This window comes from Aeromicrobium sp. JJY06, assembly GCF_044069275.1.
In the GTDB taxonomy this organism is placed as follows: domain Bacteria; phylum Actinomycetota; class Actinomycetes; order Propionibacteriales; family Nocardioidaceae; genus Aeromicrobium; species Aeromicrobium tamlense.
Window position 1 is genome coordinate 923,224 of sequence record NZ_JBIMRD010000001.1, and the last position, 21,591, is coordinate 944,814.

Annotated in this window: 20 protein-coding genes; 11 read left to right on the forward strand and 9 right to left on the reverse strand. The window is 71.4% G+C overall.

Annotated elements, in window-relative coordinates; all coding sequences use genetic code 11:
- The gene (locus ACGWYL_RS04680; protein ID WP_395486553.1) at positions 1-1,032 is read right to left on the reverse strand and encodes an alpha/beta hydrolase; all 1,032 of its coding nucleotides are present in this window, start codon (positions 1,030-1,032) and stop codon (positions 1-3) included.
- A gap of 119 nt (positions 1,033-1,151) precedes the next feature.
- Here ACGWYL_RS04680 and ACGWYL_RS04685 point away from each other — a divergent pair, with 119 nt between their 5' ends.
- The 7 genes from ACGWYL_RS04685 (at position 1,152) to pstB (ending at position 8,512) form a co-directional block, all read left to right on the forward strand.
- Positions 1,152-1,340, forward strand: a complete 189-nt coding sequence (locus ACGWYL_RS04685; RefSeq protein WP_179427794.1) for a hypothetical protein — start codon at positions 1,152-1,154, stop codon at positions 1,338-1,340.
- Between the two features lie 39 nt (positions 1,341-1,379).
- Positions 1,380-3,512: an RNA degradosome polyphosphate kinase gene (locus ACGWYL_RS04690; RefSeq protein ID WP_395486554.1), complete on the forward strand. Its 2,133-nt coding sequence runs from the start codon at positions 1,380-1,382 to the stop codon at positions 3,510-3,512.
- Positions 3,513-3,529: 17 nt separating this feature from the next.
- Positions 3,530-4,402, forward strand: a complete 873-nt coding sequence (locus ACGWYL_RS04695; protein ID WP_179427792.1) for a bifunctional NUDIX hydrolase/histidine phosphatase family protein — start codon at positions 3,530-3,532, stop codon at positions 4,400-4,402.
- A gap of 133 nt (positions 4,403-4,535) precedes the next feature.
- Positions 4,536-5,642: a phosphate ABC transporter substrate-binding protein PstS gene (pstS, locus tag ACGWYL_RS04700; protein ID WP_179427791.1), complete on the forward strand. Its 1,107-nt coding sequence runs from the start codon at positions 4,536-4,538 to the stop codon at positions 5,640-5,642.
- 74 nt (positions 5,643-5,716) lie between these two features.
- Positions 5,717-6,649: a phosphate ABC transporter permease subunit PstC gene (gene pstC, locus ACGWYL_RS04705; RefSeq protein WP_269304030.1), complete on the forward strand. Its 933-nt coding sequence runs from the start codon at positions 5,717-5,719 to the stop codon at positions 6,647-6,649.
- Between the two features lies 1 nt (position 6,650).
- Positions 6,651-7,712 carry a phosphate ABC transporter permease PstA gene (gene pstA / locus ACGWYL_RS04710; RefSeq protein ID WP_179427790.1) on the forward strand — a complete coding sequence of 354 codons (1,062 nt, stop codon included), beginning with the start codon at positions 6,651-6,653 and terminating at the stop codon, positions 7,710-7,712.
- A gap of 20 nt (positions 7,713-7,732) precedes the next feature.
- Positions 7,733-8,512, forward strand: a complete 780-nt coding sequence (gene pstB / locus ACGWYL_RS04715) for a phosphate ABC transporter ATP-binding protein PstB (protein ID WP_179427788.1) — start codon at positions 7,733-7,735, stop codon at positions 8,510-8,512.
- Between the two features lie 11 nt (positions 8,513-8,523).
- On the opposite strand, the gene ACGWYL_RS04720 is transcribed toward pstB, so the two are convergent.
- The 4 genes from ACGWYL_RS04720 to purL form a co-directional block, all read right to left on the reverse strand.
- Complete coding sequence (locus ACGWYL_RS04720) at positions 8,524-9,546, reverse strand: inorganic phosphate transporter (RefSeq protein ID WP_269304038.1); 1,023 nt, start codon at positions 9,544-9,546, stop codon at positions 8,524-8,526.
- Complete coding sequence (locus tag ACGWYL_RS04725; RefSeq protein WP_179427786.1) at positions 9,547-10,164, reverse strand: DUF47 domain-containing protein; 618 nt, start codon at positions 10,162-10,164, stop codon at positions 9,547-9,549.
- A gap of 79 nt (positions 10,165-10,243) precedes the next feature.
- Complete coding sequence (locus ACGWYL_RS04730; RefSeq protein ID WP_179422414.1) at positions 10,244-10,423, reverse strand: hypothetical protein; 180 nt, start codon at positions 10,421-10,423, stop codon at positions 10,244-10,246.
- A gap of 90 nt (positions 10,424-10,513) precedes the next feature.
- Positions 10,514-14,368: a phosphoribosylformylglycinamidine synthase gene (gene purL / locus ACGWYL_RS04735; protein WP_395486555.1), complete on the reverse strand. Its 3,855-nt coding sequence runs from the start codon at positions 14,366-14,368 to the stop codon at positions 10,514-10,516.
- A 96-nt stretch (positions 14,369-14,464) separates the two neighbouring features.
- Between purL and ACGWYL_RS04740 the strand changes: the two genes are divergently transcribed.
- A complete protein-coding gene (locus ACGWYL_RS04740; RefSeq protein ID WP_179427784.1) occupies positions 14,465-15,181 on the forward strand; it encodes an ABC transporter ATP-binding protein in 717 nt (238 codons plus the stop codon).
- Positions 15,178-15,903, forward strand: a complete 726-nt coding sequence (locus ACGWYL_RS04745) for an ABC transporter permease (RefSeq protein WP_395486556.1) — start codon at positions 15,178-15,180, stop codon at positions 15,901-15,903. The genes ACGWYL_RS04740 and ACGWYL_RS04745 overlap by 4 nt, the downstream gene beginning before the upstream one ends.
- A 37-nt stretch (positions 15,904-15,940) precedes the next feature.
- Here ACGWYL_RS04745 and ACGWYL_RS04750 read toward each other — a convergent pair whose 3' ends face one another.
- Entirely contained in the window at positions 15,941-16,564 is a 624-nt protein-coding gene (locus tag ACGWYL_RS04750; RefSeq protein WP_395486557.1) for a hypothetical protein, read from the reverse strand.
- Between the two features lie 238 nt (positions 16,565-16,802).
- Between ACGWYL_RS04750 and ACGWYL_RS04755 the strand changes: the two genes are divergently transcribed.
- Positions 16,803-17,702, forward strand: a complete 900-nt coding sequence (locus ACGWYL_RS04755; RefSeq protein WP_179427778.1) for a DUF6801 domain-containing protein — start codon at positions 16,803-16,805, stop codon at positions 17,700-17,702.
- A 62-nt stretch (positions 17,703-17,764) separates the two neighbouring features.
- Here ACGWYL_RS04755 and ACGWYL_RS04760 read toward each other — a convergent pair whose 3' ends face one another.
- From ACGWYL_RS04760 to ACGWYL_RS04770, 3 genes are read right to left on the reverse strand one after another with little or no spacing between them, the layout of a single operon-like run.
- Positions 17,765-18,622, reverse strand: coding sequence for an Fpg/Nei family DNA glycosylase (locus ACGWYL_RS04760; RefSeq protein WP_395486558.1), 858 nt, complete (start codon positions 18,620-18,622; stop codon positions 17,765-17,767).
- 18 nt (positions 18,623-18,640) lie between these two features.
- Complete coding sequence (locus tag ACGWYL_RS04765) at positions 18,641-19,855, reverse strand: Nramp family divalent metal transporter (protein ID WP_395486559.1); 1,215 nt, start codon at positions 19,853-19,855, stop codon at positions 18,641-18,643.
- Positions 19,852-20,133, reverse strand: a complete 282-nt coding sequence (locus tag ACGWYL_RS04770; RefSeq protein WP_179427772.1) for a GNAT family N-acetyltransferase — start codon at positions 20,131-20,133, stop codon at positions 19,852-19,854. Before ACGWYL_RS04770 ends, ACGWYL_RS04765 begins: the two co-directional genes overlap by 4 nt.
- Before the next feature lie 112 nt (positions 20,134-20,245).
- Here ACGWYL_RS04770 and ACGWYL_RS04775 point away from each other — a divergent pair, with 112 nt between their 5' ends.
- The gene (locus ACGWYL_RS04775; protein ID WP_179427770.1) at positions 20,246-21,562 is read left to right on the forward strand and encodes a UDP-glucose/GDP-mannose dehydrogenase family protein; all 1,317 of its coding nucleotides are present in this window, start codon (positions 20,246-20,248) and stop codon (positions 21,560-21,562) included.
- The last annotated feature ends 29 nt before the right edge of the window (positions 21,563-21,591 follow it).

The window sequence follows — 21,591 nt, forward strand, 5'->3', positions numbered from 1 at the left end:
TCAGACCAGGCCGCGCTGCAGCTCGGCCGCGAAGCGGCGCACCGCCGCGGGCGCGGCCGTGCCGAAGCCGACCATCGTGGCGAAGCCGTGGATGAGTCCCGGCTCGCGCACGAGCGAGACGCCGACCCCGGCCTCGCGGAGCGCCTCGGCGTACGCCTCGCCCTCGTCGCGCAGCGGGTCGAACGCCGCGGTCACCACGTGGGCCGGCGGCAGGTCGTGCAGGTCGCCGCGGATCGGCGAGATCCGCGGGTCGGTGCGGTCCTCGTCGCGCACGAGGTACGCGCCGGTGAACTCCTCCATGAGGTCCTCGGTGAGGAAGTAGCCACGGCCGAAGTCGCGCCGGCTCTGGCGGATCGTCGTGAAGTCGGTGACGGGGTAGACCAGCAGCTGGAGGCGCGGCACGGGTCCGCCGGAGCGCACCATCTCCTGCGCCACCACGGTGGCGAGGTTGCCGCCGGCGCTGTCGCCGCCCACCGCGATCCGGTCGGCGTCGATCGCCAGCGCGGAGGCGTTCTCGCACACCCAGGTCCACGCGGCGACGCAGTCCTGGACCGCCGACGGGAACGGATGCTCGGGCGCCAGCCGGTAGTCGACCGCGACGACGCGCACCATCGCATGCTCCGCCACGAACCGGCACAGGGCGTCGTGGCTCTCGAGGTCGCCGAGCGTGAAGCCGCCGCCGTGCAGCCAGACGAGGGCCGGCGACGGGCCGACCAGGTCGCGTGGCGTGTAGAACCGCAGCCGGATCGGGCCGGCGGGACCTGCGATCTGGCGCTCGGTCACGGCGCCGATCGGCTGGGTGCCGCCGAGCAGGCGGTCGGCGCGGGCGAGGTCGCGACGCTGGCGGCTGATGGGCGTCGAGGCCGGGTCGGGGGCCTCCAGCCGCATGAGCGCCAGCAGCGCCTGCATGTCGGGGTGCAGCACCTGGTCGCCGTGGCGCCGTGGCGCCCCGAACATGGCCCGCTTCACGGGTCGGGGAGCCGCGCCGACGGCGGCGACGGCGGCCCTGCGAACCCGTCCTGACACGCTCATGGACGCGAACGTAGCAGCCTCACGCGTCACTTCTGTGACACAAAGCGAGCAATTGCTTGCCGGATGGCGCATCATGGAGAGGACGACACCACGTCTCGTACACGACGAGAGGAAAGTCGATGGGCACTGCGAAAGCGTTCAAGGTCGACCAGAGCGAGCCTCAGCCCAACCTGGCCGCGCCCCTGGGCGAGACCCCGGTGGCACGCCCCGGGTTCCGCCGCTCCATGTCCCTGCTCGTCCTGCTCTCGATCCCCCTGTGGGCGCTCCTCGCCGGTGGCGCCTACCTGGTGGTGCGGGCGCTCGGCTGAGTTCACCTGCTCTTCACCTGACCGTGGCAGGGTGAGTCCATGGAGACCACCGACCTGACGGTCCCTGAGCCCCTCGCCTCGTCCCCCGACGAGTTCGACGTCGATCCGCCCTACGACGCCACCGACGGTGCGCTGCCCGACGACCGCTTCCTCGACCGCGAGCTGTCGTGGATCGCGTTCAACGCCCGCGTGCTGGAGCTCGCCGAGGTCGAGACGCTCCCACTGCTGGAGCGAGCCCGGTTCCTGGCCATCTTCGGCAGCAACCTCGACGAGTTCTTCATGGTGCGCATCGCCGGCCTAAAGCGGCGCATCGCCGCCGGCGTGGCGGTGCCCTCGGCCAGCGGCCTCAACCCGCGCGACGTGCTCAGCTCGAGCCTGCAGGCCAGTCGCGTGCTGATGGAGCGCCAGGCCAACCTCCTGCACGACGCGATCATGCCCGCGCTGACCGACGAGGGGATCTGCCTGCTGCGCTGGCACGAGCTCACCGACGAGGAGCGCGGCACGATCACCGAGTTCTACCACCACCGCGTGTTCCCGGTCCTGACGCCGCTGGCGGTCGACCCCGCGCACCCGTTCCCCTACATCTCCGGCCTCTCGCTGAACATCGCGCTGGTCATGCGCAATCCGCGCACCGGCAAGGAGCACTTCGCCCGCGTGAAGGTGCCGCCGGTCATCCAGCGTTGGATCAAGGCCTCCGACGGCCGCTACGTGGCGCTCGAGGACGTCATCGCGGCGAACCTCGACAGCCTCTTCCCGGGCATGGAGATCATCGACCAGCACACGTTCCGCGTCACCCGCAACGAGGACCTCGAGGTCGAGGAGGACGACGCCGAGAACCTGCTGAAGGCCCTCGAGAAGGAGCTGCTGCGGCGCCGCTTCGGCCCGCCCGTGCGGCTCGAGGTCGACGAGACCATGTCCGACGCCGTGCTCGAGCTGCTGGTCAGCGAGCTGGGCGTCTCGGACGAGGAGGTCTTCCGCCTGCGGGGTCCGCTCGACCTGCGCAGCCTCAACGAGATCGCCGACAACGACCGCCCCGACCTGAAGTTCCCGCCGTTCGTGCCCGGCACCCACGAGCACCTGGCCGAGGTCGAGACCGCGAGCCCCGCCGACATGTTCAGCGCGCTGCGCAAGCGCGACGTGCTGGTGCACCACCCCTACGACTCGTTCGCCACGAGCGTGCAGCGCTTCATCGAGCAGGCCGCGGCCGACCCGCACGTGCTCGCGATCAAGCAGACGCTCTACCGCACGTCGGGCGACTCGCCGATCATCGACTCGCTCGTCGACGCCGCCCGCTCGGGCAAGCAGGTGCTGGTCCTCGTGGAGATCAAGGCGCGCTTCGACGAGCAGGCGAACATCCGCTGGGCCCGCAAGCTCGAGCGCGCCGGCTGCCACGTCGTCTACGGCCTCGTGGGGCTCAAGACCCACTGCAAGCTGGCGTTGGTGATCCGCGACGAGCCCGACGGGCTGCGCCGCTACGCCCACATCGGCACCGGCAACTACAACCCGAAGACCGCGCGGCACTACGAGGACTTCGGCCTGCTGACCTCCAACCGCGAGATCACGCACGACCTCACCGAGCTCTTCAACAGCCTCTCGGGCTTCGCGGTCTCCAGCGACTACGACTCGCTGCTGGTCGCCCCGCGCGAGCTGCGCTCGGGCCTCATCGAGCGGATCGACGGCGAGATCGACAAGCAGCGCGCCGGCAAGCCGGCGCACATCGCGATCAAGCTGAACTCACTCGTCGACGAGGCCATCATCGACAAGCTCTACGAGGCGTCCCGCGCGGGCGTCGGGATCGACCTCATCATCCGCGGCATCTGCGCGCTGCGACCCGGCGTGCCGGGCCTGTCCGAGAACATCCGGGTGCGCAGCATCCTGGGCCGCTTCCTCGAGCACAGCCGGGTGTTCGTCTTCGGCGCCGGCGACGACCGCGAGGTGTGGATCGGCTCGTCCGACCTCATGCACCGCAACCTCGACCGTCGCGTCGAGGTGCTCGTGCGGGTGCCTTCGGCCGCCCACGGCGACCAGCTGGCCGACCTCCTCGACACGATGGCGTCCGACGAGACGCTCTCGTGGCACCTGGGCGCCGACGGCGCCTGGACCAGGATGCCCGGGGCGAACGTCCAGGAGATGCTCATCGACCGGGCACGCTCTCGTCGGTCCCGGGCCTGAGGGCGCACACTGTCACCATGGCGAGCAAGGTCATCACCGCCGCGGGCGGCATCGTGTGGCGCAAGGCCGGCCCGAAGGGATCCGGCGGCCTCGAGGTGCTGCTCGTGCACCGCCCCGGCTACGACGACTGGACCTTCCCCAAGGGCAAGACCGATCCCGACGAGCCGCTGCCCGTCACGGCGGTGCGCGAGATCGCCGAGGAGACCGGCTACCGGGTGCGCCTCGTGCACCCGCTGCCCGAGGTGACCTACCGCGTCCGCGGCGGGCTCAAGCAGGTCGCCTACTGGATCGCCCGCACCGTCGACGACGAGACCGACTTCCGTCCCAACCGCGAGGTCGACCAGGTGCGCTGGCTCTCGCCCCGCGCCGCGCGCAAGAAGCTGACCTACGAGCACGACCGCCGCCTGCTGGAGGCCTTCGAGGACCTCGTGGCGCGCAAGTCGCACAAGGCGCGCACGCTCGTGGTGCTGCGACACGCGAAGGCGGTCGGGCGCGACGCGTGGGACGGCGGCGACCTCGACCGGCCGCTCGCCCCCGCCGGCCACGACCGCGCCAAGGAGCTCGTCCCGGTGCTCACCGCGTTCGGCGCCCGGCGCATCGTCAGCAGCCCCGCCACCCGCACCGTGCAGACCGTGGACCCCTACGTCGGCGCCACCGACGAGCTGCTCGAGCTCGACGACCGGCTCGTCGAGGGCGCCTCGGCCGCGAAGGTCGAGCGGGCCGTCGAGGGACTCCTCGGCACGAAGCGCCCCACGGTCGCCTGCACACACCGCCCGACGCTGCGCGACGTCTACACGGCCTTGGGCATCGACGGTCCGGTGCTGTCGCCCGGGCACGCCCTGGTGATCCATCACCGCAAGGGACGGGTGCTGGCGTCCGAGCTGGTGTGACGGGCCGGAACGCCGTCGCGCACACCCAGCCTTCCGCCTGAGTTCACCTGTCGTTCACCCTCGCCGCAGGTTCGATACACCTGCGATTCCTAGCGTGACGGTGTTCGGGGCGATCGCCTCACACACACGCTCCATGAGAGGGAACACAGTGAACCGCAAGTCCATGCGCACCCTGGCCGCCACCGCGGCGGGTTCCGCGCTGTTGTTCAGCCTGTCCGCCTGCGGCGCCGCCAACGAGAGCGCCTCGGCCGACGACTCCTCCGAGAGCTCGCTCAGCGGCACCCTCAACGGCGCCGGCGCGAGCTCGCAGCAGTCCGCCGTCAACGCGTGGAAGCAGGGCTTCCAGACCGCCAACGCGGATGTCACCGTCAACTACGACGCCATCGGCTCCGGCGGCGGTCGTGAGCAGTTCATCGCGGGCGGCGTCTCCTTCGCCGGCTCCGACGCCTTCCTCGACGACGAGGAGGTGGCGGCCGCCAAGGACCGCTGCGGCTCCGACGTCGTGACCGTCCCGGTCTACGTCAGCCCCGTCGCGGTCGTCTACAACCTGGACGGCGTCGACGACCTGCAGCTCTCGCCGCAGACCATCGGCGCGATCTTCGCGGGCGACGTCACGAAGTGGAACGACAAGGCCATCGCGGCGGACAACCCGGACGCCGAGCTGCCCGACTCGACCATCACGCCCGTCCACCGCGGCGACGCCTCGGGCACCACCGAGAACTTCACCGCCTACCTGGACGCCGCCTCCGAGGGCTCCTGGACGCACGGTGAGGTCGAGGAGTGGCCGGTCAAGGGTGGCGAGGCCGCCCAGCAGACCTCCGGCGTGATCCAGGCCGTCTCCGGCGGCCAGGGCACGATCGGCTACGCCGACGCCAGCCAGGCCGGCGAGCTGAGCACCGTCGCGGTCAAGGTCGGCGAGGAGTTCGTCGCGCCGACCCCCGAGGCCGCCGCCAAGGTCCTCGACGCCGCCACGCAGGTCGAGGGCCGCGCCGCCACCGACCTCGCCCTGGAGATCGACCGCAAGACCGAGGCCGCGGGCGTCTACCCGATCGTCCTGGTCTCGTACCAGATCGCCTGCCAGAAGTACGAGGACGCCACCGAGGCCGAGCTCGTCAAGGAGTGGCTGACCTACGTCGCCGGCTCCGAGGGCCAGAACGCCTCCGCCGAGGCCGCCGGCTCGGCCCCGCTCTCGGACGACTTCGCCGCCAAGGTCAAGACGGCCATCGACACGATCGGCTGATGCGCTTGGTCCGGGCGAGGGCCGCACCCCTCGCCCGGGTCATGCGCAGCAGACGAACTCCGACAAGGACACACGTGAGCACTTCCACCGAACCGCGAGCGGCCACCCGCCCCGGGGACCGCGTCTTCCGCGGCATCTCCCTCGGGGCGGCCGTCGTCATCCTGGCGACGCTCGCCGGCGTGGCGATCTTCCTGACCGCCGAGGGCATCCCCGGCATCACCGCCTCCCCCGACGAGGTCAAGAGCGGCGAGGGCTTCCTGCAGTACGTCGGACCCCTGGTCTTCGGCACGCTGTGGGCGGCCACGATCGCGCTCGTCATCGCGACCCCCGTCGCGATCGGCGTCGCGCTGTTCATCTCGCACTACGCGCCGCGCCGCCTGGCCCAGCCGATCGGCTACCTCATCGACCTGCTGGCCGCCGTGCCCAGCGTCGTCTACGGCACGTGGGGCATCATCACGTTGTCGTCGGCGATCCAGCCGCTGTACGTCTGGCTCGAGGAGAACCTCGGCTTCATCCCGCTGTTCGCCGGGCCCGCCTCGGCCACGGGGCGCACGATCCTGACCGCCGCCCTCGTGCTCGCGATCATGGTGCTGCCGATCATGACGGCGATCTGCCGCGAGATCTTCCTGCAGACCCCGCGCCTGCACGAGGAGGCCGCGCTCGCCCTCGGCGCCACGCGCTGGGAGATGACGAAGATGGCCGTCTTCCCCTACGCCCGCTCGGGCATGGTCTCGGCGGCGATGCTGGCCCTGGGCCGAGCGCTCGGCGAGACGATGGCCGTCGCGATGGTGCTGAGCGCCTCGGGCGTCGTCACCTTCAACGTCATCAGCTCGGGCAACCCCAACACGATCGCCGCGAACATCGCGCAGTCGTTCCCCGAGGCCAGCGGCCTCACGGTCAACGCGCTGATCGCGACCGGCCTGGTGCTGTTCATCATCACCTTCGCGGTCAACTTCGCCGCCCGCGCCATCGTCGCCCGCAACAAGGAATTCTCCGGAGCGAACTGACATGACCACGACCCTCACCCCTCCCCCGCAGCAGGACGACCTCGCGGACTCCCTGCGCACGCGCAGCCTGCCCGCGGCGGCACCGCGGGCCATCCACGTGCTCGCCGTCGTCCTCGTCGTCGCCGGCCTCTTCACCGACCTGCGCCTCGCCGTCCTGGGCTACGCGCTCGCCTGGGTCGTCCCGCTCTGGTCGCGCCTCGTCGAGGGCCGCCGCAAGGCCGTCGACCGGCTCGTGACCCTGCTCGTGGCGTCGGCCTTCGGCCTCGCGCTCATCCCGCTCGGCAGCATCATGTGGAGCGTGCTCGAGAAGGGCCTGCCGGTCCTGAGCTCGGAGTTCTTCACCTACTCGATGCGCAACGTGGTCGGCGAGGGCGGCGGCATCTACCACGCGATCGTCGGCACCCTGCTGATCACCGCGGGCGCCACCGTCATCTCGGTGCCGATCGGCCTCTTCACGGCGATCTACCTCATCGAGTACGGCGATGACAGCCGCCTGTCGACGTGGATCCGCTTCCTCGTCGACGTCATGACGGGCATCCCGTCGATCGTCGCCGGCCTGTTCGCCTACGCGCTCTTCGTGGTGTTCTTCGGCGACGGCGTGCGCATGGGCATCGGCGGCGCGGTCGCGCTGTCGGTGCTGATGATCCCGGTCGTCGTCCGCTCCTGCGAGGAGATGCTCAAGCTCGTCCCGAACGAGCTGCGCGAGGCGTCCTACGCGTTGGGCGTGCCGAAGTGGCGCACGATCGTCAAGGTCGTGCTGCCCACCGCCCTGGCGGGCATCGTCACCGGCATCACGCTGGCCATCGCCCGCGTGATCGGCGAGACCGCTCCGCTGCTGGTGATCGCCGGCGCGACCGACTCGGTCAACTTCAACCTGTTCGACGGGCGCATGGCGACCCTGCCCGTCTTCACCTACTCCTCCATCATGCAGCCCGGCGTGCCGCCGGAGCCGAGCATCGAGCGCGCCTGGGGCGCCGCTCTCGTGCTGCTGATCATCGTGATGCTGCTGAACCTCGTCGCCCGCCTCGTCTCCCACTTCTTCTCGCCCCAGGGCGAGCGCTGAACCACCCGGAAGGAAACCCCATGGCCAAGAGCATCGACGTCTCGGACCTGAACATCTACTACGGCGACTTCCTCGCCGTCGAGGGCGTGAACATCGCCGTCCCCGCCCGCGCGGTCACCGCGTTCATCGGCCCCTCGGGCTGCGGCAAGTCCACGTTCCTGCGGTCGCTGAACCGCATGCACGAGGTCATCCGCGGCGCCCGCGTGGAGGGCAAGGTACTGGTCGACGGCCAGGACCTCTACGCCTCGGACATGGACCCGGTGAACGTCCGCCGCAAGATCGGCATGGTGTTCCAGCGGCCCAACCCGTTCCCGACGATGTCCATCTCGGAGAACGTGCTCGCGGGCCAGCGACTCAACAGCAAGCGGATGAAGAAGTCCGAGGCCGACGACATCGTGGAGCGCTCGCTGCGCCGCGCCGGGCTCTGGGCCGAGGTCAAGGACCGCCTCGACCGACCCGGCTCGGGCCTCTCCGGCGGTCAGCAGCAGCGCCTGTGCATCGCGCGCGCGGTGGCCGTGGAGCCCGAGGTGCTGCTCATGGACGAGCCCTGCTCGGCGCTCGACCCGATCTCCACGAGCGTCATCGAGGACCTCATCCACGAGCTCAAGAACGACTACACGATCGTGATCGTCACCCACAACATGCAGCAGGCCGCCCGCGTCTCGGACCAGACGGCCTTCTTCAACCTCGCGGGCGTCGGCCAGCCGGGCCGCCTCGTCGAGCTGGGCCCGACCGAGAAGATGTTCGCCAACCCCGACGACCCGGCCACCGAGGCCTACATCCAGGGCCGGTTCGGCTGAGCGACCACCTCTTACGGGAGGAAGGGGCGCGCGAGGAAGTAGAACGCGGCGGCGACGGCCGCGGCGGCGGGCATGGTGACGACCCAGGCCACGACGATGTTCTTCGCGACGCCCCAGCGGACGGCGCTGAAGCGCTTGGTGGCGCCCGAGCCCATGATCGCCGACGTGATCGTGTGGGTGGTCGAGACCGGCGCGTGCAGGCCGATCGCCATCACGTAGAGGACGCTGGCCGCAGTGGCCTCGGCGGCGAAGCCCTTCGGCGGGTCGAGCTCGATGATGCGGCGGCCGAGCGTGCGCATGATGCGCCAGCCGCCCGAGTAGGTGCCCGCGGCGATCGCGCTGGCGGCCGCGACGATGACCCACAGGGGCACGTCGTCACCGGTGTGGAAGCCGCCGGCGACGAGCGCCAGCACGATGATGCCCATCGTCTTCTGGGCGTCCTGCAGGCCGTGGCCGAGCGCCATGCCGGCGGCCGAGACGGTCTGCGCGTGGCGGAAGCCGCGGTTGACCCGCGTGGGCTTGGCACGACGGAAGATCCACATGATCGCGGTCATCAGCCCGAACGCCAGGAAGAAGCCCAGCGCGGGGCTCAGCACCATCGGGATCGCGACCTTGTCGACCAGCGTGTCCCAGTGGACCACGGTGGACGAGGCGATGCCGGCGCCGACGATGCCGCCGATGAGGGCGTGCGAGGACGACGACGGGATGCCGAAGTACCAGGTGATGAGGTTCCAGGTGATGGCACCGATCAGGGCCGCCAGCACGATCGTCAGCGCATGGGCCCGGTCGGCGTCGGTCAGACTGGTGACCCCGTCGATGTCGATGATCCCCTGGATCGTCTTGGCGACCTCGACGCCCAGCCAGGCGCCGACGAAGTTCAGGACGGCGGCCATCGCCAGCGCGACCCGCGGGGTCAGCGCCCGCGTCGACACCGAGGTGGCGATCGCGTTGGCGGCGTCGTGGAAGCCGTTCGTGTAGTCGAACACGAGGGCGATCACGACGACCGTGACCACCATGACCGTGACCAGGTCCACTCAGGACTCCTTGACGGCGATCTGCTCGACCGTGTTGGCGACCGACTCGAGGGCGTCGATCGCGGCCTCCACGGCCTCGACGATGTCCTTGAGCTTCAGCACCTGCATGGCCTTGTAGTTGCCGTCGAACAGGTCAGCGAGCATGCGGCGGTGGTTCCGGTCGCCCTCGTTCTCGAGGCGGTTGATCTCGATCCAGAACTCGTCGAGGTCCTTCATCGTGCGCAGCCGCGGCATGGCCTCGGCCGTGAGGTTGGAGGCGCGCTGGAGCACCTGCACCTGCGCCGCGAAGGCGTCGGGGAACTCCGTGACGCCGTAGAGGGCCGCGCTGTCGACGACCTCCTCCATGTAGTCCATGACGTCGTCGAGGCCGCTGGCCAGCGCGTAGATGTCCTCACGGTCGAACGGCGTGATGAACGTGCTGTTCACGAGCTTGATGATCGCGTGCGTGGTGTCGTCCGCGGCATGCTCGGCGTCGTTCATCTGCGCGGCGAGTGCGGTCTTGTCGGCCTCGGGGTCCAGGACCCTGGCGACGATCCCGGCGCCGGTGACCAAGTGGTTGGCCATCTCGGTGAAGAGGTCGTAGAACGAAGCCTCGACCGGTCGGATGCGAAAACGCACGCGGGTACTCCTCGGCATGTGGCGGGCAGACTCTGCCCATGGTAGGTGCTGGGCGAGTGCCGCCGCCAACCGAGGGCGGTCAGGCTTCGGGGTCGACGCCCAGGAGGCCGTCGATCTCCGACTGGGTCAGTGGCGAGGTGGCTCCCGACGCCGCGATCATGAGCCGCGAGGTCAGCTCGATCTCGGCCAGCGCGGCATCGTCGCGCAGCCGATCGTCGAGCGGCTCGCTCGTGCGCTCGCCGGGGGGGTACAGGGCCACATACCGAGAGTACGCGGGTACGCGCCGGTAACCGAAGTCCCGGACGGAAAACCGCCCGTTCGGACTACGCCCACACCCCGGTTCCGGGGGTCAGTCGACCCACACGCGGGCGTTGCGGAACATGCGCAGCCAGGGGCTCTCGGCGGACACGTCGCCCGAGGTCCAGGACAGCTGCACGTTGCGCTGGACGCGCTCGGCGTGCGGCATCATCGCGGTGAACCGGCCGTCGGGCGTCGTGACCGCGGTGAGGCCGTCCGGGGACCCGTTCGGGTTGGCCGGGTACGCGCTCGCAACCTGCCCGTCCACGTCGACGAAGCGGGCCGCGCGGTGCACGGTGGCAGCGTCGCCCCGGGCCGAGAAGTTCGCGAAGCCCTCGCCGTGCGCCACCGCGATCGGCACCTTCGAGCCGGCCATGCCGGAGAAGAAGATCGACGGCGAGTCGAGCACCTCGACGAGCGACAGGCGCGCCTCGTACTGCTCGGAGGCGTTGCGGGTGAAGCGCGGCCAGGCGTCGGCGCCGGGGATGATGTCGGCGAGCGACGCGAACATCTGGCAGCCGTTGCAGATGCCGATGCCGAACGTGTCCGGTCGGGCGAAGAACGAGGCGAACGCGTCCGTCAGCGCCGGGTTGAACAGCACCGAGCGCGCCCAGCCCTCGCCGGCGCCGAGCGTGTCGCCGTAGGAGAACCCGCCACACGCGGCCAGGCCGACCACGTCGGCGAGGTCGAAGCGCCCGGACTGCAGGTCGGTCATGTGCACGTCGTAGGTCTCGAAGCCGGCGCGGTCGAAGCCGAACGCGGTCTCGACGTGCGAGTTCACGCCCTGCTCGCGCAGGATCGCGACCTTCGGGCGGGCCCGGCCGACGAGGTAGGGCGCGGCCACGTCGTCGGTGGGGTCGAACGTCGGCGCGACCGTGAGCGCGGGGACGTCGGCACCGATCGCGGCGTGCTCGGCGTCGGCGCACTCCGGGTTGTCGCGCAGGCGCGAGATCCGCCACGAGACCTCGTCCCACGCCTGGGCCAGACCCTGGAGCGGCTCGTCGAGACCGAGCGCCGGGACGCGCACGTGGCGGTCCTCGGTGGAGGCGCCCACTGGGCGCACGAGGTCCTCGAGGCCGTGCTCGGCGAGCAGCGCGAGGGCCTCGTCGGCGCGGTCGGCGGGCACGGCCAGCACCGCGCCGAGCTCCTCGGTGAACAGCGCGGCGAGGTCGGCGACGTCGAGGTCGGCGCCCACGCCGCCCGCGAACGCCATCTCGCACACGGCCGCCCACAGGCCGCCGTCGGAGCGGTCGTGGTACGCCAGCAGCAGGCCGGCGTCGCGCAGCGCGTTGACGCCGTCGACCAGCGACACGAGGCGGGCGGGGTCGTCGAGGTCGGGGACGGTGCCGCCGAACTCGCCGCGCACCTGGGCCAGCATCGAGCCGCCGAGGCGGTTCGCCCCGGCGCCGAGGTCGGCGAGCAGCAGCGCCGCGCCGGCGGGCAGCTCGGGGGTCGCGGTGCCGCGCACGTCGGGCAGCGCCGCGAACGCGGTGACGACGAGTGAGACCGGCGCGATGACCTGCTTCTCGGTGCCGTCCTCCTCGGTCCAGCGCGTGCGCATGGACAGCGAGTCCTTGCCGACGGGGACGGAGATGCCCAGCGCGGGGCACAGCTCCATCGCCACGGCGTGCACGGTGTCGTAGAGGGCGGCGTCCTCGCCGTCCTCGCCGCACGCGGCCATCCAGTTGCACGAGAGCTTGACGCCCGGCAGGTGGATCGGCGCGGCCAGCAGGTTGGTGATCGCCTCGCCCACGGCCATCCGGCCGGAGGCCGGCGCGTCGACCGACGCCAGCGGGGTGCGCTCGCCGCTGGCCATCGCCTCGCCGGCGAAGCCGACGTGGTCCGACAGGGTGACCGCGACGTCGGAGACGGGCACCTGCCACGGGCCGACCATCTGGTCGCGGTGCGTCAGGCCGCCGACCGTGCGGTCGCCGATCGTGACGAGGAAGCGCTTCGAGGCCACCGACGGGTGGCGCAGCACGTCGTACGCGACCTCGCGCGCGTCGACGTCGGCGAGGTCGAGCTCGTCGGAGGCGCGCGCGACGCGGGTGACGTCGCGCGTCATCTTCGGGGGCTTGCCGAGCAGCACCTCGAGCGGCATGTCGATCGGGACCTCGTCCTCGGGATCGACCGGCGCCAGCACGAGCTGGGCGTCGTCGCGGGCCACGCCCACGACGGCGAACGGGCAGCGCTCACGGTCGGCGAGCGCGGCGAACCGCCCCAGGGACTCGGGCGCGATCGCCAGGACGTAGCGCTCCTGGCTCTCGTTGCACCACGCCTCCTTGGGCGCCAGGCCACTCTCCTCGAGCGGCACGGAGCCCAGCTCGAACGTGGCGCCGACGCCGGCGTCGTCCACGAGCTCGGGGAACGCGTTGGACAGGCCGCCCGCGCCCACGTCGTGGATCGACAGGATCGGGTTCGCCTCGCCGAGCGACCAGCAGTGGTTGATGACCTCCTGCGCGCGTCGCTCGATCTCGGGGTTGCCGCGCTGGACGGAGTCGAAGTCCAGCTCGGCGGCGTTCGCGCCCGCGGCCTTGGAGGACGCCGCGCCGCCGCCCATGCCGATGCGCATGCCGGGGCCGCCCAGCTGGACCAGCAGCGTGCCCGCCGGGAACTGGATCTTCTCGGTCATCTCGGCGCTGATCGAGCCGAGGCCGCCCGCGCTCATGATCGGCTTGTGATAGCCGCGACGGACGCCGTCGACCGTCTGCTCGTAGACGCGGAAGAAGCCGCCGAGGCCCGGGCGACCGAACTCGTTGTTGAACGCGGCGGCGCCGATCGGACCCTCGGTCATGATGTCGAGCGGGCTCGCGATGTGCGCGGGGCGGCCGAACTGCTCGGTCTCCCACGGCTCGTCGGTGCCGGGCAGGTGCAGGTTCGACACGACGAAGCCGGTCAGGCCCGCCTTCGGCTGCGAGCCGCGGCCCGTGGCGCCCTCGTCGCGGATCTCGCCGCCGGCACCGGTCGCGGCGCCCGGGAAGGGCGAGATCGCGGTCGGGTGGTTGTGCGTCTCGACCTTCATCAGCACGTGCACGTCGCCGTCGCGCGGCGCGTAGCGGCTGGGTCGGTCGGCCGACTCGGGGAGCCAGCGCGTGGCCGGGCCACCCTCCATGATCGAGGCGTTGTCCTTGTAGGCCACGATCGTGCCGGCGCCGTGGAGCGCCTCGGTGTGGCGGATCATCGCGAACAGCGAGCGGTCCTGCGGCTCGCCGTCGACCACGAAGTCGGCGTTGAAGATCTTGTGGCGGCAGTGCTCGGAGTTCGCCTGGGCGAACATCATCAGCTCGACGTCGGTGGGGTTGCGGTCGAGGCCGACGAAGGCGTCGACGAGGTAGTCGATCTCGTCGGGCGACAGTGCCAGGCCGAACTCGGCGTCGGCCCGCTCGAGGGCCTCCCGGCCGCCGCCGAGCACGTCGATCCGCTGCATCGGCTCGGCCTCGCGCTCGTCGAAGAGCTCGGCCGCGGCCTCGCGGGAGTACAGGGCGGTCTCGGTCATCCGGTCGTGCAGCACGTCGGCGCACGCGGCGAGCTGATCGGGGCTCGGCCGGCCACCCTCGAGCGTGTACTCGGTGACCCGCTCGACGCGGCGGACGTCCAGCCCGCAGTTGTGGACGATGTCGGTGGCCTTGCTCGACCACGGCGAGATCGTGCCGAGGCGCGGTCCGACCACCACCAGGGTGCCGTCAGGGCCGTCCTGCACCGGATCGCCGTAGTCGAGGATCCGCGTGACGGTGTCGGTGGTGGCCACGTCGAGGGGACGCTCGCTGGCCACCCAGTGCACGTGCCGGGCGCGGACGCCGGTCAGCCCGGGGGCCACCTCCTGCAGACGGGTCAGCAGGGCCTGGGCTCGGAAGGCGGAGAGGGCGTTGCCGCCCTCGACCACGGTGAGTTCGACGTCGCGCGACACGCGACCCAGCCTATCGGCCCGTCCTGCCCGGCCCGCCGGGCGCATCGGTCCGCGTGGGTGCTGGTGCGCGGCGCGGTCCGGTGCCATCGTCGGAGCATGACCACGCCCGCGGTGGAGGTGAGCGGACTCGTCGTCGAGCGCGGCGGCCGCACCGTGCTGGACGGCCTCGACCTCGAGATCCTGCGCGGCCGCGTCACCGGGCTGCTCGGACCGAGCGGCTGCGGCAAGTCCACGCTCATCCGGGCCATCGCCGGCGTCCAGGTGGTGAGGTCGGGTTCGGTGACGGTGCTCGGCGAGCCGGCCGGCTCGGCCGTGAACCGGCGGCGCGTGGCCTACATGACCCAGGCGAGCTCGGTCTATCCCGACCTCACCGTCGAGCAGAACCTCTCCTACTTCGCACGACTGTCCGCGGTGGGACGTGACCGCGTGGAGGCGGTGCTGTCCGCCGTCGACCTCGGCGCGCAGCGCGGGAGCCTGACCCGCGAGCTCTCGGGCGGGCAGCGGGCACGGGTCTCGCTGGCGGCGGCGCTGATCGCCGAGCCCGAGGTGTGCCTGCTCGACGAGCCCACCGTCGGCCTCGACCCCGTCCTGCGGCGCGACCTGTGGCGGCTGTTCGGCGGGCTGGCCGAGTCGGGCGTGACCCTGCTGGTCTCGAGCCACGTCATGGACGAGGCCGACCGGTGCGACGTCGTGCTGCTCATGCGCGAGGGCCGGATGATCGCGCAGGACTCCCCCGCCGGGCTGCGCGCCGCGACCGGGACGGCCGACATCGAGTCGGCCTTCCTCGCCCTGGCCGAGGGGGGTGCCGCGTGACGGGCGCGACCGCCACGGCCCAGCGGGTGCTGGCGCAGCTGCGGCACGACCCCCGCAGCATCGTCATGCTGCTGTTCCTGCCGTCGATCCTGCTGGCGCTGTTCCGCTACGTGTTCGACCAGCAGCCGCAGGTGTTCGCGCGGGTCGGTCCGCAGATGCTGGCGCTGTTCCCCTTCATCCTGATGTTCCTCATCACCAGCGTGACGATGGTGCGCGAGCGGATCTCCGGGACGCTCGAGCGGCTGCTGACGACGCCGCTGCGGCGCGGCGAGCTGATCGGCGGCTACGGCGTCGCGTTCGGTCTGGTCGCGCTGGCGCAGTCGGCGATCAGCCTCGTGGTGGCGCAGTGGCTGCTGGACCTCGGCCTCGACCGGCCGTGGGAGGCGTTGGTCTTCGCGATCCTGGGGTCCGTCGTGGGCACGGCGCTCGGGCTGCTGGCGTCGGCGTTCGCGCGCACCGAGTTCCAGGCCGTGCAGTTCATGCCGCTCGTGATCATCCCGCAGATCCTCGTGTGCGGACTGCTCGTGCCGGTGGACGCGATGCCCGAGGTGCTGCAGTGGCTCGCGGTCGTCATGCCGCTGACCTACGCGACCGACGCGTTCTCCTCCCTCGCGGCCGGCGAGGCGGCCTCGGAGCGGGTCACCGACCTGGTCGTGCTGATCGGGTTCGCCGTCGGCTCGGTCGCGCTGGCCTCGCTCACCCTGCGCCGCCGCACCCCCTGACGCCGAGTGGCAAACCGGGGTCGCGAGTGGCGCGGGATCAGCGGGCGGCGAGCGCGATGGCGAGCAGCAGGCAGCTGACGAACGAGACGGGCACGAGCCAGAGCACGCCGAAGAAGAGCGTCACCGTCGTGCCGACCTTCGGCGGGAAGAACCAGCGGGCGCGGGGCAGGTCGGCCGCGTCCTGGAGGACACCCGGACCGAGGCCGAAGCCCCGCCCCAGCGCCTTGAGCCGCGAGAACACGCGCGGGCCGCCGGCGGTGCCGGCCAGCTGGCCCAGCACGAGGCGCGCCTCGCCCACGTCGTCGCTCATCGCGACGGCGATGCCGAGCTCGGTGGCGAGCTGCTGCTCGTCCTCGACGGCCGCGATGCTGCGCGAGCGCCGCCACGCGAACGCCCCCGAGAGAGCGGCGCCGACGAGCGCGATCAGGCCGGCGACGACGGTCAGCCAGGTGTCGTCGGCCAGGAGGCTGACGATCGCCAGGCCCACCAGGAACGGCCACGACACCACCATGATCCCGAGGCTGGGCCAGCGCAGCAGCCGCACGCCGAGTCGCAGCGCCTGCGCCGCACGCGCCGCCGCGACCTCGGTCTGGCCGTCCACCCGCGACGCGAAGCCTCCGACCGCCGCGTTCACCCGTCGTCCCGTCCTGCCGATGCCCATGCCTCCAGCCTAGGGAGCACCCCCGCAGGCCCCGAGTTTTGCTCCGTTCTCGACCTTTCAAGCCGGTTGAAAGGTCGAAAACGGAGCAAAACTCGGGCGGGTGGAGAGGCCGTGAAAATAGTGGCTTAACTCACAGTTAAAACCTTGTTACGATGACGCACCACCGTTCCGTTCCGTGCACTCCCACCCGCACGGAGCTCGTCCTTCCGAAAGGCTCATCGTGACCCGTACTCCTGCTGTGGCACGCCGTCTGGCCGTGCCCCTCTCCGCCACGCTGATCGCCGGCATGGCCGGCGCGCTGACGATGGCCGGCGCCGGCACGGCGAACGCCGCCGACGTCCGACTGTCGAAGACGTTCACCTACAACTGCGGCGTCACCGCGGGCCCGCTCGACCTCGGTCGGCACAACCTCGGCGTGGCCATCTCCACCACCGTGCCCACCTCGGTCCGCGCCGGCCAGACGATCCCGGCTCGTCCCGTGAACATCACGCTGACGCTCCCCGAGGACCTCCGCGCCGCCACGGCCGGCCTGCTGCAGGGCCGCGAGGCCGCCGGCGCCAGCACCGACGCCTCGCTCACCCTGACCACCGGTGGTCGCAGCACCGCGGTGCGGATCCCGAGCCTGGCCGCCCCGCGGACCCCGGTCCCGCAGAACGTCGGCGACAAGTGGACCATCCCGGCCACCGGCACGGTCCCGGCGATCAAGGCGCCCGCGAACACCAAGCACACCGTCGCGCTCGGCGTGCCGAAGTCGTTCACGATCGCGGCCACGATCTACCGCGCCGACGAGTCCACGGTCCCGTCGAGCCTCACGTGCACCGGCCCGTCCAACCTGGCCCTCGGCTCGATCAAGGTCCCCAACCGTGCACCGGTCGTCAGCAAGAAGACGGTCAAGGTCGTCACGAAGCAGAAGAAGGCCAAGGCCTTCGTGCTGCGCGCCCGTGACGCCGACGGCGACCGCCTGACCTACAAGGTCGGCAAGGTCAGCAAGAAGGCCGGCAAGGTCAGGGGCAAGGGCCCGAAGTTCACGTTCGTCCCGAAGAAGGGCTTCAAGGGCAAGACGGCGTTCTACGTGACCGTCCGCGACGGCTACGGCGGCAGCGCCAAGGTGAAGGTCGTCGTCACCGTCAAGAAGTGACGCCACCCGCAGCGTGACGCAGGGGCGAGGGCCGCGAGGCTCTCGCCCCTTCGCCTGTCCGGCTACTTCAGGAACTTCGAGGTGGAGCGGTCCTTGAGGATCGTGCCGCCGGTCTGGCACGTGGGGCAGTACTGCAGCGAGGAGTCGGCGAAGACCACCTCGGCCACCGTGTCGCCGCAGACCTCGCACGTCTGGCCCGCCCGGCCGTGCACGCGCATCCGCTCGCGCTTGGCGTCCTTGAGGTCGGCCGCGGGCTTGCCGTCGGCCGCCGCGACGGCCTCGGTGAGCACCGAGGTGACCGCCTCCTCCAGGCGAGCGATCTCGTCGTCTTCGAGCTTCTCGGCGATCGCGAAGGGCGAGAGCCGCGCGGCGTGCAGGATCTCGTCGCTGTAGGCGTTGCCGATGCCCGCCACCACGGTCTGGTCGCGCAGCAGCCGCTTGACCTGCATCCGGCGCTGCAGCAGCGGCCGCAGCTCGAAGCCCGGCGCGAGCGGGTCGGGACCGAGCCGCTCGATCCCGGGCACCTCGTGCGGGTCCCGCACGGCGTAGACAGCCAGGCCCTTGCGGGTGCCGGCCTCGGTGAGGTCGAAGCCCTCGTGCGGGCCCGAGCCCCGGTCGACGCGGAACCGCAGGGCGAGCGGGCCACCCATCTTGACCCGGCTGTCGCCGAAGTGGTCCGACCAGCGCAGCCAGCCCGCCTTGGCCAGGTGGATCACGAGGTGCAGCCCGTCGACGTCGATGTCGATGAACTTGCCGTGCCGCGTGACGCCGCTGACGGTGAGCCCCGCGAACGACGACACGGGCGGGTCGTAGGTCTTGAGCACCGCGAACGACGCCGGCTCGATCTCGACCACGACCGCGCCCTCGAGCTGGGCCTGCAGCCAGTGGACGAGGGCCTCCACCTCGGGCATCTCGGGCATGACGTCAGCGTACGAGGATCAGCCGACGAACGTCAGCCACAGCAGCACCAGGTTGAGCGCCACGATCGCCGCGGCCGCGAGCGTCGCGAGCACGGTGGTGAGCCGCCGGTTCACGAACTCGCCCATGATGGCGTGCCGCGAGGTCAGCCAGACCAGCGGCACGACGGCGAACGGGATGCCCATCGACAGGACGACCTGCGAGACCACGAGGGCCCGCGTGGGGTCGATCCCGAGCAGCAGGACGATCACGGCCGGCACGAGCGTGATGAGGCGCCGGGTGACCGGCTTGAGCGACCACGGCGTCAGGGCGCGCATGACCTCGGCGCCCGCGGCGCTGCCGACCGAGGTCGACGAGATGCCCGAGCCCAGCAGCGCGACCGCGAACAGCAGCGCCACGCCCGCGCCGATCTCGCTCGTGATGAGCTCGTGCGCGCCGGCGATCGTATCGGTGCCGGGCAGGCCCTGCAGGTTCGCCGCGGCCATGAGCAGCAGGCCGAGGTTGAGCATGCCGGCGAGGATCAGCGCCAGCACGACGTCGATCCGGGTGGCGGCCAGCAGGTCGCGCACCGACGAGCTCTCGCCCCGGACGCCCAGACGGTCGGCCGTGAGGCTCGAGTGCAGGTAGACCGCGTGCGGCATGACGGTGGCGCCGACGATGCCCGAGGCCAGCAGCACGCTCTCGGCACCGTCGAACCGCGGCACCAGTCCCTGCACGACCTCGCCAGCGGCGGGCGGGCCGACGACGAGGCCGGCCAGGAAGCCCACCGCGATCAGCAGCAGGAAGCCGACGATGACGCGCTCGAGCGCGCCCTGGCCACGGTGGTCGCCGATCGCGAGCACCAGCATCGCGACCAGGGCGGTCAGCAGCGCGCCGAGCGGCAACGGCACGCCGAACAGCAGGTGGAACGCGATCGCGCCGCCGATGACCTCGGCGAGGTCGGTGGCGATCGCGATCCCCTCGGCCTGCATCCAGTACGCGAAGCGCGCGCGGACGCCCAGACGGTCGCCCACCTGGCCCGCCAGCGAGCGGCAGGTGACCAGGCCGAGCTTGGCCGAGAGGTACTGGATGAGCACGGCCATGAGGTTGGCCAGCACGATCACCCAGACGAGGGTGTAGCCGAACTGCGCGCCGGCCGTGAGGTTCGTGGCGACGTTGCCGGGATCGACGTACGCGATGGCAGCGACGAACGCCGGCCCCAGCAGCGTGAGCCGGCGCCGCAGGACCTGGGTCACTCGACCCGCAGATCCTGGTACTCGGGGTGCTTCTCGACGAACCGCTTGATGTAGCTGCAGTGGATGCGGGCCTTCTTGCCGCGCGCCCGCACGTCGTCGAGCGCGAAGGTCACGAGCTGGCTGGCCAGGCCCTGGCCCTCGAAGCGCTCGTCGATGATCGTGTGCGGGAAGACGACGACGTCGCCCTCCTCACGAGCCTCGGTGAAGCCGGCGCGCTCGCCGTCGACCGCGATCTCGTACTGCTGCTCCGCCGCGTTGTGCGTGATGTCGACCGTCATGGGAACGACCTTCCCACACTCGGTTTTCCCTTGCGCACCATGCGTGCCGGGCCGACGGCGACGTTCGTCTCTTCGGGCCCGGTCCCGCCGCGCAGTCGCTACGGTGTCGGGTATGAAGATCAGCGTCATCGGCTGTGGCTACCTCGGCGCCGTCCACGCCGCGAGCATGGCGGAGCTGGGCCACGAGGTCGTCGGCGTCGACACCGACCTGGCCAAGATCGAGAGCCTGTCCGCCGGGCGTGCCCCGTTCTTCGAGCCGAACCTGCCCGAGCTGCTCGAGCGCACCCTGGCCAGCGGCCGGCTGTCGTTCACCACGGACTTCGCCGACGTCGCCGACGCGCAGGTGCACTTCCTGTGTGTCGGCACGCCGCAGAAGCGCGGCGAGTACGCGGCCGACCTGGCCTACGTCGACGGCGCGTTCACGAGCCTGCTGGAGGTCATCGCGCCCGGCGCGCTCGTCGCCGGCAAGTCCACCGTGCCCGTCGGCACGGCCGAGCGGCTCGCGGCGCAGCTGGCCGAGGTCCGGCCCGACGCGATGCTCGTGTGGAACCCCGAGTTCCTGCGGGAGGGCTTCGCGGTCAAGGACACGCTGCACCCCGACCGTCTGGTCTACGGCGTTCCCGACGGCGAGGCCGGCGAGCGCGCCACCGCGCTGCTCGACGAGGTCTACGCCGCGATCCTCGCCGAGGGCACGCCTCGCCTCACGATGGACCCGGCCACCGCGCAGCTGGTCAAGGTCGCCGCGAACTCGTTCCTGGCCACGAAGATCTCGTTCATCAACGCGATGGCCGAGCTGTGCGAGCGCACCGACGCCGACGTCACCGCGCTGGCCGACGCGATCGGCCTCGACGACCGCATCGGGCGCAAGTTCCTCAACGCCGGCCTCGGCTTCGGCGGCGGCTGCCTGCCGAAGGACATCCGCGCGTTCATGGCGCGCGCCGGCGAGCTCGGCGCCGACCAGACCCTCAGCTTCCTGGCCGAGGTCGACGCGATCAACACCCGCCGCCGCGTGCGCATGGTCGACCTCGCCCGCGAGGAGTGCGGGGGCTCGCTCATGGGCCGCACCGTCGCGGTGCTGGGCGCCTCGTTCAAGCCCGACAGCGACGACATCCGCGACTCCCCCGCCCTCAACGTGGCCGAGCAGCTGCGGCTGCAGGGCGCGAACGTGCGCGTCACCGACCCGGCCGCGCTGGGCAACGCGAAGTCGTCCTACCCGAACCTGCTCTACGTGGAGGACACCGAGGAGGCGCTCACCGGCGCCGACCTCGTCCTGCTGCTCACCGAGTGGCGCGAGTACCGCGAGCTCGATCCCGAGGCCGTCGGCGCGCTGGTGCACCGCCGGGCGCTGCTCGACGGGCGCAACGCGGTCGACCCCGACCGCTGGCGCGCCGCCGGCTGGACCTACCGCGCCCTGGGCCGCCGCGCCTGAGACACGCCCACCCACGACAGAGCAGGGGC

Excerpts from the sequence above, each read along its gene's own strand:
- ACGWYL_RS04680 (WP_395486553.1), bottom strand. The coding sequence starts at position 1,032 with ATGAGCGTGTCAGGACGGGTTCGCAGGGCCGCCGTCGCCGCCGTCGGC.
- ACGWYL_RS04685 (WP_179427794.1), top strand. The coding sequence starts at position 1,152 with ATGGGCACTGCGAAAGCGTTCAAGGTCGACCAGAGCGAGCCTCAGCCC.
- ACGWYL_RS04690 (WP_395486554.1), top strand. The coding sequence starts at position 1,380 with ATGGAGACCACCGACCTGACGGTCCCTGAGCCCCTCGCCTCGTCCCCC.
- ACGWYL_RS04695 (WP_179427792.1), top strand. The coding sequence starts at position 3,530 with ATGGCGAGCAAGGTCATCACCGCCGCGGGCGGCATCGTGTGGCGCAAG.
- pstS (WP_179427791.1), top strand. The coding sequence starts at position 4,536 with ATGAGAGGGAACACAGTGAACCGCAAGTCCATGCGCACCCTGGCCGCC.
- pstA (WP_179427790.1), top strand. The coding sequence starts at position 6,651 with ATGACCACGACCCTCACCCCTCCCCCGCAGCAGGACGACCTCGCGGAC.
- pstB (WP_179427788.1), top strand. The coding sequence starts at position 7,733 with ATGGCCAAGAGCATCGACGTCTCGGACCTGAACATCTACTACGGCGAC.
- ACGWYL_RS04740 (WP_179427784.1), top strand. The coding sequence starts at position 14,465 with ATGACCACGCCCGCGGTGGAGGTGAGCGGACTCGTCGTCGAGCGCGGC.
- ACGWYL_RS04750 (WP_395486557.1), bottom strand. The coding sequence starts at position 16,564 with ATGGGCATCGGCAGGACGGGACGACGGGTGAACGCGGCGGTCGGAGGC.
- ACGWYL_RS04760 (WP_395486558.1), bottom strand. The coding sequence starts at position 18,622 with ATGCCCGAGATGCCCGAGGTGGAGGCCCTCGTCCACTGGCTGCAGGCC.
- ACGWYL_RS04770 (WP_179427772.1), bottom strand. The coding sequence starts at position 20,133 with ATGACGGTCGACATCACGCACAACGCGGCGGAGCAGCAGTACGAGATC.
- ACGWYL_RS04775 (WP_179427770.1), top strand. The coding sequence starts at position 20,246 with ATGAAGATCAGCGTCATCGGCTGTGGCTACCTCGGCGCCGTCCACGCC.